Here is a 15,810-nt window from a genome sequence, read left to right as displayed (position 1 = left end):
TTACCGGAGGGCAGCGCGATCTGCGAAAAATACCCTCCGGTAGTGTAGATGACTGATTTCTGAGAGCATCAACCCCTGATCTTTGTCAGGCAGGCTGATGATTTAGCTGTAGATGGATACTTTTACTTTTTTAGTATCAAATGCACCACTGTTAATATCAATTGCCATAAATTGAAATTCATAGATGCCAGGTCTTAATGACTGGTAAATGACCAGATTTTCGGTATTGCTTGCTGCAATGGGTAACGAATAACCGGTACTGCTGTAGGTCTGGAACCAGGAGTAATCAAATTTCTCAGCTCCCGAAGCCCAGCCCTTCAGTTCAAAAAGCTCGCTGGAAGAAAGGTAAATCGTAACGTCATCGCGCTCCACAAAAGCGGTAACCTTATTCTCTACCGTCCCTTCACAACAGTTTCCTGAAGGAAAACCGATGCTGTTGATGACAACAGAGGGAGCAGCCGGGGGATTATACCAGGTATTATTGATCGTGATTTCCTGAATGCAGTTACCATTGCTTATCTTCACTTTGATCACCGGGATTTTACTCCGGTCAAGGTTATTGAAGGTGTAACTCAGGTTTCCGGATCCGTCCGGCTGCATTGCTGTGAAGTTTCCGTTTTCCAGGAAATCCCAGCTATAACTGTAATTTCTAAAACCAGTTCCGGAAACAAGGAAGTGAACCGTTGTTGAAGATGAACCGTTTACCGGATAATCCACTGTCTTAACTTCAACATTTATCTCAGGCTTCGTAATCACCTTAATACGGCAGTTGGTGGGCTGTCCATTTACGGTAAAAGTAATGAGATGACCGTGTAAACTTTTGTCTACCCGTGCCGGGTTAAAAGTATATTTTCCGTTTTCGAATTGTACTCCTGCGCCGGCACCGGCTTCTACAATTCCTCCCGCAGGAGAGACTGTGAAAGCTACAGGTTTGGAATCAGAGCAAATCTCCGCAACCGGCAGACTGAGTTGTGTAGATTCTTTATACCAATCTCTGATCGCCACCTCCTGAGTACATCCGCTGCTCTCTACTTTTACTTTTATCGTCGGAAGTCTTGCCGGGTTAACGTTATATAAAGTGTACTTCAGACGGCCTTCATTATCGGGACTGAGTGTAACAAAGCTTCCGTTGTCCAGGAAATCCCAGCTATAGCTGTAGTCTTTAAAATTTTCACCGGAAACGAGCATCACGACGGTAGTCGCACCTGAGTTTCCTTCAGGATAGAAGACATAATCAACTTTTACGTCAATATCGGGTTGTGCAATAACTTTAATCCTGCAGCTGGTCGGTTTACCGTTTACCGTAAAAGCAATCGACTGACCGTGCAGGCTTTCGTCCAGTTCTTTGGGATCAAAGAAATATTTTCCGCCGGTCAGCACCACTCCATTCCTTTCCGAATCAACAGCAGCCTTTACCACTCCGCCTACAGGAAGCACGGTGAAAGGGATTGGTCCGGCGTCTGCACAGATCACGGAAGCCGGTAAACTGAGACCGGCATCAATTTTCGGAGTACAGCAGATATACGGGATTGAAAAATCGGCAATGATGCTTGTATCACTGCCATTATGCTCATATACCATGACAAAGGTACCGCCCCGCTCGACCCCCCGCTTATGTTCCAGTCCGGGATGCTTTTCGACGTATTCATTAAAATAAGCTTTAAACAGATCTTTGTTACCCCTTAACTCCCCGAAAGACAGAAGCATAATATCGAATCCGAGCTGATGCCTGTCCCTTAATTCTTTCAGCTGATCATAAGCTTCGTCACGGGACATTCCCTGATGGCCTTCTATGTTATAAAAGGTATTTTTATCGGTATTGAAATTTACGGGATTTTGGATATGTGCGGCAGATGAAAGCATAGAAATATCATAAGCCAGGTTTTCACAGGATGACCGATGGGCTGTTTTATTGAAATTCCATACTTTTAAAAACTCCGGCGTTACCTGATAATAAAAAGGTACGGCCTTACGACCCAGAGGATTTAATTTCCGTGAAGGGGTAATCTTAATTCCCCCTCCTTTCTGCAGTTCCGAATACTTGAAATTCTGTACCTGCTGCGCAAAACGAGTGAGTAAAACTTTTACCTGAAGGGTCTCCTTTTCATCATCCAGAACAGGCGAGTTGTAAAACCGGTGCCTGTATTCGTCCAGCCGGATATCCGATCCTAATTTTCCGAGCATGACGTGTTTCGGGAAAGATTCCAGATCCGGAAAGCTTAAGGTAAATGATTTCGGAAGCACTTTGATGATTTCGGAATAAGTATCCGTCAGGTCTTTTAATAGATCATAAGCATATTGAAAGCCTGTGTACTGTACGAGAAACTGTTCTAATAAACTTGTGAACTTCTCATGATCAACAGCAGGAAGACCCATGAATTGAGAAATGGCATTGATTTTTTTAAAGAGAGAGGCCCCGTACCCGCTATTTTCCAGTGCATTGCTATAAAGATTTTTTATATGAAATGAATAAAATTCCGTTTCATCCCCCTGCTCCAGAAGAAGTCTCTCTAAAATCACCCTTTCCTGTTTCTCTGCCTCCAAGATATCTTTTATAAATAAGGCGTGAGGCCGGATTTTATCTTTTTTCAGAATATGATCGATCCCGCTTTTGGTGGCAGCCAGGACTTTCAGATTCCGGATCTGCTGCACCCCGTGATTGTCGCAATCGACTCCCCGGCACGGCTTCACTTCTTTTTCATAACTCTCCAGGTACAGCAGCAGGTATTTATCGTCCAGGGCCGGAAGATCACTGATGGGAAGATCTCCGGAACCGGCCTCCTGCGCAGAAATTAATTCCCAGAGTTCGATCTGGCTTCCGTCGTCTTTTTTAAAGGCAGGATATTGCGCTTTGAAATTGTCATATTTTTTAAAGTGGGTGTAATCCTTGTTTTGCAGGTCGATGGTTTTAAGATTACTTACATAGGGATCTTCACCCGCTTTGCCGGCATCATTCAGGGTAAGCAGGTCCCCGTCGGTAGTAACTGCCGCTCCCTGGGAAAGCTTCATACTGCTTAAAAGCCTGTTCTTATAGATAAGAACGGGTTTAAGGCCGCAAACAATTCCCACTCCCTGAAGCATGACCCTGGATAAGCGGTCCTGATCTTCAAAAAAATCCAGGAACTCATTGAACTGCGTATGCTCTATATATTGCCCTTTACTGAATTTACGGTATTGTGTAGACACCTCATCCAGTTTCCGGTACTGATTATTTGATTGATTATTCATTACTTTTAATTTTTTAATGATTCATTAACGTTTAATATACTCCACCGGCCGTGCTTCGGCCGGTGGAGTAATTCCCAAATCATTTCTCCTTTCCGGAATTATTTTCTTGTTTCACCGGTACAAGGGTTGATGGATAAGAAATTATTCTGCGGATAATCATCATAAATCGGCACCTGGCTGTCTGCAAGGAAGATCTGGGTCCAGGCAACACCGGTATGGCACCCGCTCTGCAATGCACATTCCAGAGAGAAGGATATAAACCCGTCCGGAGATAAGGCGGCGATCTGCTGCGCTTCATCCTGAGAGATAATAATTTCACTTGCACGATCGTATCCAGTATAATTAGACGGATATCCTTTAGGGAAATTCTTCCGGTCATCAGGTCCCCCAGCATTATTTAAAGATACATTTCCATTGGAGCCGCCCCCGATGGTCAATCCGTTTCCTTTTAAATTAAAGACCGCCGAATTACAGGTATGGTTTCCGTTTTCTTTTGCATGGATATACTGAATAAGGATTTTCATCCCGGTTAAACAGGCAATGGTGGACTGTCCGGTGAGCGTCAGCGGTTTTAATTTATAAACCGTGCTGCATCCGTTGCCGTTGGTTACGGTAAGCGTCGGGTTGAAAGTATCTTCCTGGCCGGCGATCAGCTTGTAAATATGGGTTTTCTTACTGGCCGGTGCTTCGTTCTGAATGATCTGGCTGCCATCGTCGAAATTCCATGTAAAGGTTAGGCCGGTAAGGTTTCCAATTACCTCAAATTCAACTTTTGCATCCGGATTGGTGGTATTCGGATTGGTAGTAGGTGCTTCATACGTCACGTTACCGGATGCTACAGAGGTTATTTCAGGATTTTTATTGACAGTCATCTGCGTATCCACCGCATCACCGTTCACCGTAAACGTGATCACCTGTTCCAGAGAGCCTGCAGGAACCAACCCCGGATCAAAATAACTCTGGCCTGCCGATTGGGTAACGGCTGCGATCTGAATCCCGTTTACAAAAGCTTTTACTTCTCCGTTGGCAGGAATGACGGTCATGGCAACCGGAGCATCTTTCTGACACAGCTTACTGCCTGGCAGTATCAGGGATACCGGTTCTTTCTTGGAACAGCACAAGTATGGCAATGAGAAGTCGGCAAGCACCCGGTTATCGGTCTCCGAAGCATAAATCAGAACAAAAGTTCCGCCGGGTTCCACACCGGCCATATGCTCGAGGCCTGATTTTCTTTCTAAAAACTCTTTCAGCAGTTCACTTACTACATCATCTTTTTTAGGATCCTGCTTCACCACGGTTACCCCCTCGCCTTCTTTGGAAAACTCAGCTTTGTTCAGTAACCTCAGCTTTTCGTCTAATCTGGAAATCGTAAGCAAAGTGCTTTCCGAATCGTTTTTCCGGTTGCTGATATCCCCGGAAATGGCCGACAGCTGTTTCCTGAGGTCTTCAATCGATACGCTTTCTTCCTTTCGCGGAGGCTCCTCTTCTTTTTTGGTTTCTTTAGTCAGTACCAAGGCAATAGCATCGAAAGCCAGGCCGTATTTTGTTTTCAGATCATTGATGTTCTGAAGCGCCGTTTTATAAGGCAATCCAAGATGGCCTTCAATCCTGTAGAAATCGTTATCATCAATCGTGTAATCCAACGGGTTCTGGATGAAGTCTGCGGCCGCCAGGTTACCGGTATGGTAGCTCAGGTTGTAGGTTTCCCTGTCGGTTTTCGTTTTTTCGAAATTCCATTTACTGAGTAACGGCTGATCCACATTGTAATAGTAAGGAATTGCCTTATCACCCAATCTCACCAGAAGATAGGAAGGGGTGATTTTTACAGGGCCCCTGTAGGACTGGAATGCTTTTACTTTCTGTACGAAACGGTTGGCCAGCATCACCACCCTTTCGTAATTTTCATCCTCATTTGTGGTTACCGGCGCATGGTAGAAAGCATGACGGTACGGCGTACGGGCGCCCAGCTCCTGAGACGAACTTAATGTTCCCAGCATCAGATGCTTAGGGAAGGAAGCAATATCCGGGCAGCATTCTGCATTCAGATGCAACAGCAGGTCCTTTATTTCATTGTATGTATCAATAAGATCCTTCAGCAGATCATACCGGTATTGGTAATCTTCTAAACTTGAGGTAGTAGGTTTTAAGACCTGTTTCACTTTTTTGATCAGCTCTTCTCCCCGCAGGTCCGGGCTCACATTAAAGGTTTCCGCGATGGCATTGAAGCCGTTACAGAAGGCCGTTACTTCACCGATCGCATCCTGAAATACGGTTTTTAAGTTTCCTGCCGTAGCCACACCGGAATTCAGGATGACTCTTCTGGCTTCGATGGCCGGTAAATTATCGAAAAGATCCTGGTAACCGTTGTGAAGTTTGTAAAGGCTGTCTTTCGCGTCCCCTTTGGCAAGAAGCTCGGCAAGCACTTTTGAATCTGCCAGTAAGACCTTCAGATTAGACACCTGCTCGGCACCTGTATTGTCGCAGTCGGCATCCTGACAAGGAGTTTCTTCGTTGGAGTAGCTTTCCAGATAGAGAATTACCACCTGATCTCTCAGGTTGACAATTTCCTGTACGTTTTTTATACGACTTTTATCATTTGCCGAATCATATTCAGATTTAGTGAGCAATTCTACAAGAGGGACCTGTTTTCCATTGATCTGAAAGTGATCATAATAGGCCACATCTTTGTATTCCCTGTAATATTTGTAATTTTCAGTGCTGAAGTTGATGGTTACTTCAGAAGCACTGTCTCCTTTCCGGCGCAGGGTAATGAGGTCGCCATCCGTGGTTACCCCGGCTCCCTGGGTAATCACAATTGTTCCCGCAGCACCATTATCTTTGGTTTGGTCCTGAGAAAAGTCCGGCTCCGTGAAAGTTGCCTGGAATCCGCAGGCAACCCCTACCCCGTTCAGGCGGGTTCTTGACATCCGGTCCTGGTCTTCAAAATAGTCGATGAACTCATTCAGCTGCCCATCCGTCAACGCCTGGTTTTCGTTGAATTTTCTGTATTGGGTGGTTATATTATTTAATTTAGCATTCATTATTATCAATTTTTATATGTTTGATTGTCCTAAGATTATTTTTCCGTCCAGGCTGTCGTTATCGTCTGCCGCGCAATCCAGGAGCCTTCCCGGCCTGTAGATATTGTTCAGTTTAGCAAGAGCAGCCAGCAAATTCTTGATGCTGTTTCCCAAATCCGGAAGGTTGTTTCTGGATTTGTCGGTAAGGTATGCCTTGAAAGCCGTCTCAAATTCGGACAAGTCGCTTTGGGCGGTCTGTACTTCGCTCATCCGGTCTCCGACCCAGCAGATTTTTGCTAAAATATGGGCCGGAATTTCCTGGCGGATCACCGTTTCGGCATAACGCCTGAAATCAGGATCCTGGAAACGGTAGGCAAATCCCGGAAGGACGATGCTTACACGGTAAGAATAAGGATCGAAAACATCGGTTTCGCAATCTTCCTCACAGGACGACATAAAGGACGCCCCGGTAACATTTAGATCATACATGACCTTAAATGTCTTCCCGACCGACATACAGCCGATCCCTCCCATGAGTTTATAGTTCTTCAGGACAGGCTTCAGCATCAGGTGCTCCACCAGGAAAATACCTTCTTCCGTAAAATCATATTTAAAATAATTTACGATCGCCAGTATTCCTTTTTTCAGATCTTCCGGGTTTGAATAAGGATTCGTTTTTTTATGGTTGGCCATGACGTTTCCGGCTTCATCCAAGATATCGAAGTAATAATTGCCCCCACCGGAAAGACGGATCTGTATATTTCCGATCAAGCTGTTTTTGTCCGGGTCGGCTTTAAAAGCTTTCCAGGCATTTTCAAGATCTTCTTCATCAATCTGGATGGTCTGATAGATGGCTTCATTCAGGTTTTTAGTAGCCGCATATTCAATTTCATAGGTATTGACGGAGGACAGAATAATGGCACTGTCGGCATCCTTTATTTTCCATGTATAATTGGCTTTACCATTGACTCCCGGTGTTTTAATAATCAGAACCGGAGATTGGGATAAATTTCTCTGGGTATAATTTTTAATTCCCAACAGACGGGCGATCCTCTTCTGCGCTCCGGAAATATTGGTGGTATTCCATACATCGGTATCCGCATTTAAGGTGTAATTGTAACCCAATCCACGATCCTTGCTTAAAGATTTGTATTCCTTCAGGAAATTCTCCTTGTTGCTTAATACGATCTCGTCAGTAGATTTTCCGTACAGTGATTTCATGACGAACGTATAATCGCTGAAGGTTTCGGCAAAACGGGCAATCAGGTGATCCAGCACTTCATTTCTCCTTTCCACACTGTTGTCCAGTTCTTCATAAAGGGCATCCGTAAGGTTGTCTTCGTTACCGGAGTCATAACCGGAAACCAGTTCCTCAAAGCCTTGAATGTTTTTTAAAGCCTGGGTAAAATAGGTTCTTTTTAAACCCCTGTTAATGCTTAATACTTCTTTTACTTTTTCCAGGTGCTTGAAGTAGCCGGCCAGGATCTGGTCAAAAAACAAAAGGTACGCCTTCATCTGTTTGGCCAGGGCTTCCCGTTCCGGTGTTTTATCGCCGATGATTCCTGAGATTCCGACGCCGTAGGTATCCGGAAACTCATTCAGAATAGTGGCATAGTTTCCGATGTCGTGGGAAGTTCCCTTCGGCAGTACCGGCTCTTTATCTTTTTTGGCATCGTCACGAAGGACATCTTCTTCTTTTTTAAGCGTTGTTAAATATTCCTGTACTTTTTTTTCATTGATGTTCAGCGGAAGGGAACCCTTGGTGTAGCTGAATGAGCTTAATTCGCAGAGTTCCGGCTTTTTGCCGTCTTCGATGCAGATCAGCCAGTCGTTGGTCTGGCTCATAGTGTTGTCACAGCCGGCAATGGAGATCTCATGGATTTCTTTTACGCCATCAACTTTCATAATTTCGCTGACAATATCCGAGAGGCGGACTTCTTTTCTCAGCTGGCTTTTTCTGAGTTCCTCCGTATCGATAAACCCGTTTTCAAGAAGCGGGCCGTCAAAAATTTCATCCGTCGTCAGCTCTTTATCAAGCATCTGTTTCAATGAATAAAACGGGACTTCCGGTGCCAGGTAATTGTTGATGGTTCTGAGTACCCTGGCGTGTACCAGCTCTTCGTCAGCCTTGTTTACCAGCCCGATCCGTGCACATACGGCCACTTTCTGGGTCTGGACTTCCCTGATTTCCACGAGATCCTCGCAAAGCCCCCTGTTGGCATGGTAGCGTTCCAATATCTCATAATTCACGTTAGCCCTTTTGCAGCGGCTGTCTTCATTGTCGAGATCATCGGAATAGTCTACATAGAGGTCATAAAGTCCTTTTACAGTAAAGTCCTGCGGCTTCTCCCCGATCGGATTGAAATCCATGGTTCCGGTTTTACAGTCCACATAGATTTTTTCACTTCTGGGAACCAGCCAGCAGTTCAGGATGGGCCTTTTAAAATCCGGCTCAAGGCTGATATCGATAAACAGCTTTCTGTAGTCGAGGTCATTCAGGGGTCTTGAAGGTAAAATCTCGCTAGCCTTCAGGAACTGGGAATGGATGTCTTTACCGGCATCCTTTGAAGCCAGGAGATCTTCGGTATTCAGGTTCATCCTCATCCCGAGATCCGTAATGGCGTAGCTTAAAACCTCCAGCGTGGTAATCCCTGGATCATGGGAGTTGTAGTCTGTCCAGAGCTTTCCACCCAGTTTTTCTATATATTCGATACCGGTCCTGCGCAGAAAATGAAAATCGGTCTGATCTCCGGTTTCTACATTTTTGGGTATGCTGATGTGCTTATTTTCTGACATAATTATATTTCTTCTTATTTGTTTTGCCTGCATCCCTCATCTGCCATTACTACTATATGCTGCTTGGCCGAGACCAGGATCGATTTGGGATCCACTTCAATTAAAGACTGTTTCTGTAAAGCGTTATTCACAAATATTTTTATTTCACCGATATAATCTACATAATACAGTTGTTCCAGGTAGGCAATAAGCTGATTGACATTCAGTTTTATGTTAAAATCAATGTCTTTGGATTCCGTAAAGGCCCATGGCGAAATGTATTTTTTGATATCCTCATCCAGCTGCCTGGTATAAAACGATTCGTCATACTGCTCGAAGAACCTTACACCGGCTTCCACTCTTGCTTCCTTATAGTTGGGATTGACGACCCGGACCTGAACCTGCATTGCATTCAAGTCATTGACGTAAGTCTGAATCCTGCTCAGGCTGGCCCTGCTCACCCTGGGCTGATAGACATCAAAAGCATTTTTGTTTTTGATATCCGGTACCACCATCAGGGTAACGTGTCCCGGAGCCATGTATGAGTTTTCAGAGGTATGGTTCAGGCATTTCACCTTGAATACTTCCGGGAATTCCTGCAATACGAGATGTTCGTAATCCCACTGCGTAACGGCCCGGTTCTTATGCCTCAGCCGTTCGCTGACCCTTCTGTAATATTCCGGATCGGTTTCTTTGTATTTACCATCGAAGGAATTGTACGGCTGGCTCACCGATTTTACCTGAGGAACACGCGTGATCAGTTTCGTAATGGTATTGGCTGGAAGACCGGTATTCAGATGGGAAAGTTCATTCTCATGGTTTTCAAATTTTGCCGAAACCGCCTGGGTATAGATTCCCTGGATCTTGCATACCGCATCATAGCTCCTGTCCGATTTGGCCCTGATCCAGACCAGCCCGTCGGTAAATCTCGTATGGCTGGTGTTGAGGTCTTTCGGGATTTTAAACTTTACAATACCCGATTCCAGAAATTTTCGGGTTTCATTTTTCAGCATATAGTCCGACAGATCCATCCAGGTGTTTCCTGAAAGAATATGCCAGCGGATGTATTCCTTTTCTTCAAAAGTATCCACCAGGGGGTTTTCGCTTCCTTCCAGCATCTGGATCAGCAGGGAAACCGTCGTCTGCGGCACGGCTTCCAGACCGATGTATAATTCGCCTCCGCTTTCATGGTCCGAAACCAGGCCCGTGGTCTCCACTTCTTTTTCATACTGCCCGAAAACGTCTTCATGGTACACCTGCATTCCTGCATTTTTCGAAGCCAGTCCCTCTTTATCCCTGCTCAGGTAAGAATAGGCGGTTTCATAGGCGCTGTAACTCAGCTCGATGTCTTCTGCAAATGGAATGTACGGTTCGTTGGGGATCAGTTTGTTTTCTTTCGGATTGCTTGATAACGCCAGGGTATACAGTTTAGGATAAATATCCTGTAAGAACGATTGTTTCAGCGTCACACGCAAAGCCTCGGAAGTACCCGGTTCGCCGCTGATGCTGCTGACGGAAAAACGGGTTCTGTAAAGACCCTCCTCCGCTTTATCAAACAGCACGATATCATGGGAAGCCTTATGCCAGTCTTCTTTGTCCAGCAAGTCAATATCTGCTTTAAAATAAGCATCGGAATCTACGATCGAAGAACTTTTCAGGACCTCAAAATCTTTTACACTGATGTTCTGGTTCGGCTGGATAACGTATCCGCTGTACAGGTCCTGAAGGGAAGCCGGTGCATTCTTCCAGTTGATGGAGATGTCTGCCTTCTGCCATTTTTTGGAAAACATTTCAGGATATTTGATGTAAAAATTAGATCCTTTAACGGGTTGTGCCGTGAACGGGTAATAAGGTTTCTCCGAATTCAAAGCCCCGTTGTCATTTTCGATCTGTACGGATTTTATCCCTTTGACGTGCACCGATACTTCGATGTTCTTTACCGGCTTTTCCGAAAGGGCTTCGTAAACGTCGTAGTATCTCTGTCCTTCGATCATAAACCTTACCACCGGAAAGCCGGTCCGGAAATTTTCGGCAAGCACCTTTTTATTATAAGGTACTACGGCAGGATCATCTTTTAATAAGGTGAAAGACAGCTCCAGACGTGCACCATCATTTTTCAGACACTTCAAAACAAAGCCTGACATCCATTCTTTTTCACCGCTGCAAAGCACTTTGATGTTGCTTTCGATGTCCTCATTTGAAAAGTTCTGAAGTTTCTTCGCCGAATTTTTATTGAATGTGATGGCCACCGTAACCGTTCTTTCACCTTCTTTAAGGTCGAATAAGGAAGATGCTATGGAAAAGCCCAGCTTCGCTTCCCGAAGTTCTTTGTAAATGGATTTGCCGGAAACGGTTTCGTCCGAGTTGTAGCCGAACGGCCACCAATAGCTGCTGTCTTCAGGCAGTTTTTCGCCAAGGCCGTCCGCCGTATCTGCTGCCGGAGCCATTTTCAGCTCCCGCTTTTTATCATCATTCAGGAAACTTTTGATTTCCGCTACTTTGGCCTGATTGGCCATAAGTTCCTCTCCGGTTTTATAGATCCGTTTTTTCCCGTCGGCATCTTTATCGCCATCCAGCAAAGTTCCGTCCGGAATTCTTTCCTGAAGGGCTTTTTTGGCCAGCTCAAAGATGACGTAGACCTGGTCTGCTTTAGCATCGTGTTTATCAATCTGCAGGATTTCGTTGTAATAAAAATCCAGGTGCCTCTTGGTCAGGTCATTGAATGCTTTCTTGGAGAAATCCAGCAGTTTTAAAAAGCAAACGAAGAGCGTCAGGTGAGGCGTCAGGTTGCTGTCCTGCTCAAACCGGGAAATAAGATCGGTAACCTGCATCTTCATCTGTTTGTATTCCACGCTTTCCCTGCGCGGAACGGTTCGGCCATCATCACCCAGGAAGAAGTTCCCCCAGTTTCCTTTCGGCGTATCAGGATTATCTTTATGAAAATAATTGACATGCCTGGCAAAATTATTGGCAAACAACAGCCAGTCGAACAGATCGAAATCGTGCAATTCTAGATTGCCGGGATCCAATTCTGCTAAAAAGCGCTGCATTTGTGATTTTCCTTCGCGGTAATGCGAAAATGTATCTGTTTTTTTCATTAGTTTATAGTTATATTTCGATGGTCAGATGCAATACTTCATGTCATGTCTGATGGTATACAACATGGCTACAGACCTCCCGGCTTCATTTATATTTCGGTAGCTTCTCCTTTGTAGAAAGGGAAAACCATATTGCTTCTGGTATTGGTGTTTCTCACTTCATAGTCAATTTTTATCAGTATTTCCCCGTGAAGTTCCTCCTGCGAATCAATGTCGATATTCAGAATATTGATCCTGGGTTCATGATATAAAATGGCGCGCTCAACGATCCCTTTCATCTGGGTGATCAGGGTAAGGTCCAGGGGCTTAAAAAGCATCTCCTGCAGGTCGCATCCGTAATCCGGGAACATCACCCGCTCACCAGGACGTGTGGACAGTAAAATAATAAGGCTGTTGTTGATGTCTTCCACATCGGTGGTCATTTTCAGGATTCCTTCCGTCTCATTGAATTCGGGGGGAAAGCTCCAGCCTGTTCCTAAAAAATCTGTATTAATATTCATACGTTATTTGTTTTTATTGGGTTAACATCCTTCCGAAACCCGGAACTTCAGCCGTCCCTCCGTTCTTTGCGGATGTTTTTATAGTGGTTTCAGAGGGTCGGTAAACAGCGGTTTTCTATTCAGGGAGATTTTTTATCCGCCTATCAGAACCGTCGCTTCGCCTGCGGTGATAACGCCCCCGTGAGCGGTGGAATCCCCCATCCGTGCGGCTGGTTTTCCGCCGATCAGGACGCTTGAAGATCCTGAGGCGATGGTATCCGGCGGGCCGGTGCATACGGCCTTATCCCCTACTCTCGCGGCAGGTTTTCCGCCGATGAGTACCGTCGGTTCCCCTGCCGGGATGATAGGCCCGCCCACATGCGGAACATTTCCCGTGACCATCGGGCAGGTATGTATATCTGTAATTCTTGCTGCCGGTTTCATTTTAATTAATTTTTACTTGCGATCCTTTGACTACGGTTACGGCTCCGGATTTAAGCTCCGAGCCCGAGCTTCCTTCTGCTTTAAACTGTGCAGAAGCTTTTACACTGACGTTCACTCCTTCAATCTTAATATCGCCCTTGGCTTTGATCTTAATGTCTTTACCGCTTTCCATACTGATGCCGTCTTTATTCAGCGTCAGTTTGTTGGCATGCTCATCTTCAATTGTAATGGCATCTTCATCTTCATTTAAAATCAGCTTTTTGCCTTTCGGAGTTTCAAGAGTGTAAGAGATTTTATCGTCATTGAAGATCATCTTCATTTCGCTTCGGGTGACAAATCCTTTTTCGTGGTTGTCGTCGGAGGCTGTGATCGGGGCCGGCTTGGCACTGCTGTTCAGCATTCCCAGTATTACAGCATCGTTGGGATCGTCATTGATGAATCCGATGATTACCTCATCGCCGATTTCCGGCCTGAAAAACGACCCTCTGTTTTCTCCCGCGTCCAGGGTAGCGACTCTCGCCCAGATTCCCTCTTCTTCGTTGTTGATGATCGGGATCTGTACCAGAATCCGGTCTTCACCATCAGGATCCGACTCCAATTGGGAGACGACACCGATCTGCAGTCCGCTGACGGAAGGGATAATTCCGGAGCCCGGCATTTCACTTACATCATAGGTTTCCGAAAACCACGTCGGCGAAAGCCCGAACTGCGCATCGGTCAGCCAGTTTCCGTCGGCAATTTCATGACGCACGCCGGTGACGTATATTTTTCCGTTGAACCGGTTTCCTACACCCTGAAGCGTTAAGGTAACACCGGGCAGTACGGACGGGATTCCCTGGAACTTTACCCGTCCCCGGGTTTTGGCCAGCTGCTGGAAGGTAGCTTTGGCATCGCCCCATTCCTGAAGTTCGCCCTGGGTAAGGTTGCCGCCGTGCTTCAGCTGCAGGTCCTCGATTCCGAAAACTTTGGCCAGATCGCCCGCAGAAAGGTTTCCGTTGAGACTGATGGCCGGATCCTGAGCTTCCGCTTCCGTCAGTTCCTGATCGGTATAGCTCCAGGTTTTGGCGGTAATTTTACTGAACTGGTCCCTGGCGTCGATCTCGCCGTCGAATTCATGGACGGAAGATCCGTAAACCACCGTTTCCACTTCTTTTTTACTGAAATCAGGTTTGGCAATTTTAACCGTTCCGTTTTCAACAAAGCATAGTTTTCCGTTGGCCTGGGCGCGGGTCAGCATAAAATCCCAGTCGGAAGCCCGGTACTGCACCAGTTCCTTATGTGAATTTGAAGTCGCTTCAACTTCGGCTTTCAACCCGCTGTTGCCGACAAGCTCTTCCATAACCTCGCTGTCTTTGCTGTCGTAGAAATATTTGCTTTTTCTTCCCAGCGTCATTTTTACGGCTTGATCCCTGCATTCTACGATCAGGTAAGAAGAACCGCTTCTTACTTTGATGTTGTGCTTTACAACAACCCCTTTAAAAATCGTTTCTTCCTCGGAATGGTATCCGGCAGTGATCTCGATTTCTTTCCCGGGAATCAGCAGGTCTTCATTGCTCAGCTTGAAATCCTGTTCCGGTGCGCTGCCGTCCAAGATGGTAATACGGGCATAGGGAATCCTGTTGATTTCTTTTTCCACGACCATATGGGTTATGCCATACCTGCCCGGCAGTTCCGTACCTCCGGACATTACCTTGAAGGTGATCAGGTCCGGGTTTTTTGCTGTCTGTATGTATCCGCTGTTGTTCATGTTATGAAATTTTTTCTATGGGTGGGAAGTAGAGCTCATCGCCCGGCACCAGTTGCCTGAAATTGATCAGGTTGTTTGCTTTGGCTACTTCCAGGTAGTATTTGAAGTCTCCGTAAATTCTTTCGGTCATCAGGGGTAAAGTATCGCCGTCCTGTATTGTTCTTTTGTGGGTAAGATCGGGAGATCTTTTATTTGCCATCAGGGCCCCCAGCTCATTGGAAACAGAACCATGAAACGTCGCTTTTCCTATGGCTCTTAACGGTTTACCTTCATTATCAAATAATTTATAATCTATTGTAAATTCGGAAAGCATTCCTTTGTACTGAAATTCTCCCCAGGTAAGCTCTACATTATAAGGTTTGTGAATGGATCCGTCATAGTTACCGGTAGCTGAATAAAAATCCTTTAACTGTGTTGATACGGCATTTTTTCTGAAAACGTCTTTTTTAATTCCTACTTTCTCGGCAATCTTATTTACTAACTTGTTTCCGGAATTTGCCTGAGTAACGCCGGTTCCGTCAAATAAAAATTCCAGTTTAAGTTCTGAAGGAAGTGTTTTAATGTAGTTTAAATTGCTGTCACTTGATCCTATGGCAGAATCCGGGTTCAATTCATTTTTACGGGTGAAAGAATATCCTGTCGGATTAATTAAAATTGAAAAAGGACTACCTATTTTGGTCTTGTAGCTTGAGTCCGTATAACTGACTATGTTTAATTTTGTAATTGCTCCTGCCATTATCTTTCTTTTTTACGGTGTTCTATATTGACGGCCTGCTCTACACTTTCGCTGACCGCCCGCATCATCTGCTTTTCGTCTATCGAGGCGGCAGTTGAGGTTGCGGCGGCTTTTTCGTCCACATTTATTTTAATGTGAAGCTCTTTTATTTCTATTGGCATTTCGTTTAGTTTTTAATTGATTTTTAATAAATAAATTATTAACAACCAATGATTTAACATATCTTCTTTAAAAAAATCCGGGCACATGAAGGTTGCTGAGACCCGGCCGTAAGACCAGTCTT

The 15,810-nt window shown here is 45.2% G+C and carries 9 protein-coding genes; all 9 read right to left on the bottom strand.

The features are described 5' to 3' along the window. Positions 1-102: 102 nt before the first annotated feature. Positions 103-3,228, bottom strand: coding sequence for a hypothetical protein (locus FY557_RS05515; RefSeq protein ID WP_149246290.1), 3,126 nt, complete (start codon positions 3,226-3,228; stop codon positions 103-105). Between the two features lie 98 nt (positions 3,229-3,326). Beyond that, complete coding sequence (locus FY557_RS05510) at positions 3,327-6,269, bottom strand: PKD domain-containing protein (RefSeq protein ID WP_149246289.1); 2,943 nt, start codon at positions 6,267-6,269, stop codon at positions 3,327-3,329. Between the two features lie 12 nt (positions 6,270-6,281). Further along, positions 6,282-9,044 carry a hypothetical protein gene (locus tag FY557_RS05505; protein WP_149246288.1) on the bottom strand — a complete coding sequence of 921 codons (2,763 nt, stop codon included), beginning with the start codon at positions 9,042-9,044 and terminating at the stop codon, positions 6,282-6,284. Between the two features lie 14 nt (positions 9,045-9,058). Continuing rightward, a complete protein-coding gene (locus FY557_RS05500) occupies positions 9,059-12,121 on the bottom strand; it encodes a baseplate J/gp47 family protein (protein ID WP_149246287.1) in 3,063 nt (1,020 codons plus the stop codon). Positions 12,122-12,210: 89 nt separating this feature from the next. Next, a complete protein-coding gene (locus tag FY557_RS05495) occupies positions 12,211-12,621 on the bottom strand; it encodes a GPW/gp25 family protein (RefSeq protein ID WP_146943687.1) in 411 nt (136 codons plus the stop codon). A 132-nt stretch (positions 12,622-12,753) separates the two neighbouring features. Next, complete coding sequence (locus tag FY557_RS05490; RefSeq protein WP_149246286.1) at positions 12,754-13,044, bottom strand: PAAR domain-containing protein; 291 nt, start codon at positions 13,042-13,044, stop codon at positions 12,754-12,756. 1 nt (position 13,045) lies between these two features. Further along, a complete protein-coding gene (gene vgrG, locus FY557_RS05485; RefSeq protein ID WP_149246285.1) occupies positions 13,046-14,791 on the bottom strand; it encodes a type VI secretion system tip protein VgrG in 1,746 nt (581 codons plus the stop codon). 1 nt (position 14,792) lies between these two features. Beyond that, positions 14,793-15,527, bottom strand: a complete 735-nt coding sequence (locus tag FY557_RS05480; protein WP_149246284.1) for a CIS tube protein — start codon at positions 15,525-15,527, stop codon at positions 14,793-14,795. Beyond that, the gene (locus FY557_RS20065; protein WP_185151660.1) at positions 15,527-15,688 is read right to left on the bottom strand and encodes a DUF5908 family protein; all 162 of its coding nucleotides are present in this window, start codon (positions 15,686-15,688) and stop codon (positions 15,527-15,529) included. The genes FY557_RS05480 and FY557_RS20065 overlap by 1 nt, the downstream gene beginning before the upstream one ends. Positions 15,689-15,810 lie beyond the last annotated feature (122 nt).

The organism is Chryseobacterium sp. SN22 (genome assembly GCF_008329705.1).
GTDB lineage: Bacteria > Bacteroidota > Bacteroidia > Flavobacteriales > Weeksellaceae > Chryseobacterium.
The sequence above is the reverse complement of the archived record's forward strand: the minus strand, read 5'-3'. Positions and strand labels throughout refer to the sequence as shown.

What these genes read in the sequence shown, in the direction of transcription:
- FY557_RS05515 (WP_149246290.1), bottom strand. Translation starts at nt 3,228, where the DNA reads ATGAATAATCAATCAAATAATCAGTACCGGAAACTGGATGAGGTGTCT.
- FY557_RS05510 (WP_149246289.1), bottom strand. Translation starts at nt 6,269, where the DNA reads ATGAATGCTAAATTAAATAATATAACCACCCAATACAGAAAATTCAAC.
- FY557_RS05505 (WP_149246288.1), bottom strand. Translation starts at nt 9,044, where the DNA reads ATGTCAGAAAATAAGCACATCAGCATACCCAAAAATGTAGAAACCGGA.
- FY557_RS05500 (WP_149246287.1), bottom strand. Translation starts at nt 12,121, where the DNA reads ATGAAAAAAACAGATACATTTTCGCATTACCGCGAAGGAAAATCACAA.
- FY557_RS05495 (WP_146943687.1), bottom strand. Translation starts at nt 12,621, where the DNA reads ATGAATATTAATACAGATTTTTTAGGAACAGGCTGGAGCTTTCCCCCC.
- FY557_RS05490 (WP_149246286.1), bottom strand. Translation starts at nt 13,044, where the DNA reads ATGAAACCGGCAGCAAGAATTACAGATATACATACCTGCCCGATGGTC.
- vgrG (WP_149246285.1), bottom strand. Translation starts at nt 14,791, where the DNA reads ATGAACAACAGCGGATACATACAGACAGCAAAAAACCCGGACCTGATC.
- FY557_RS05480 (WP_149246284.1), bottom strand. Translation starts at nt 15,527, where the DNA reads ATGGCAGGAGCAATTACAAAATTAAACATAGTCAGTTATACGGACTCA.
- FY557_RS20065 (WP_185151660.1), bottom strand. Translation starts at nt 15,688, where the DNA reads ATGCCAATAGAAATAAAAGAGCTTCACATTAAAATAAATGTGGACGAA.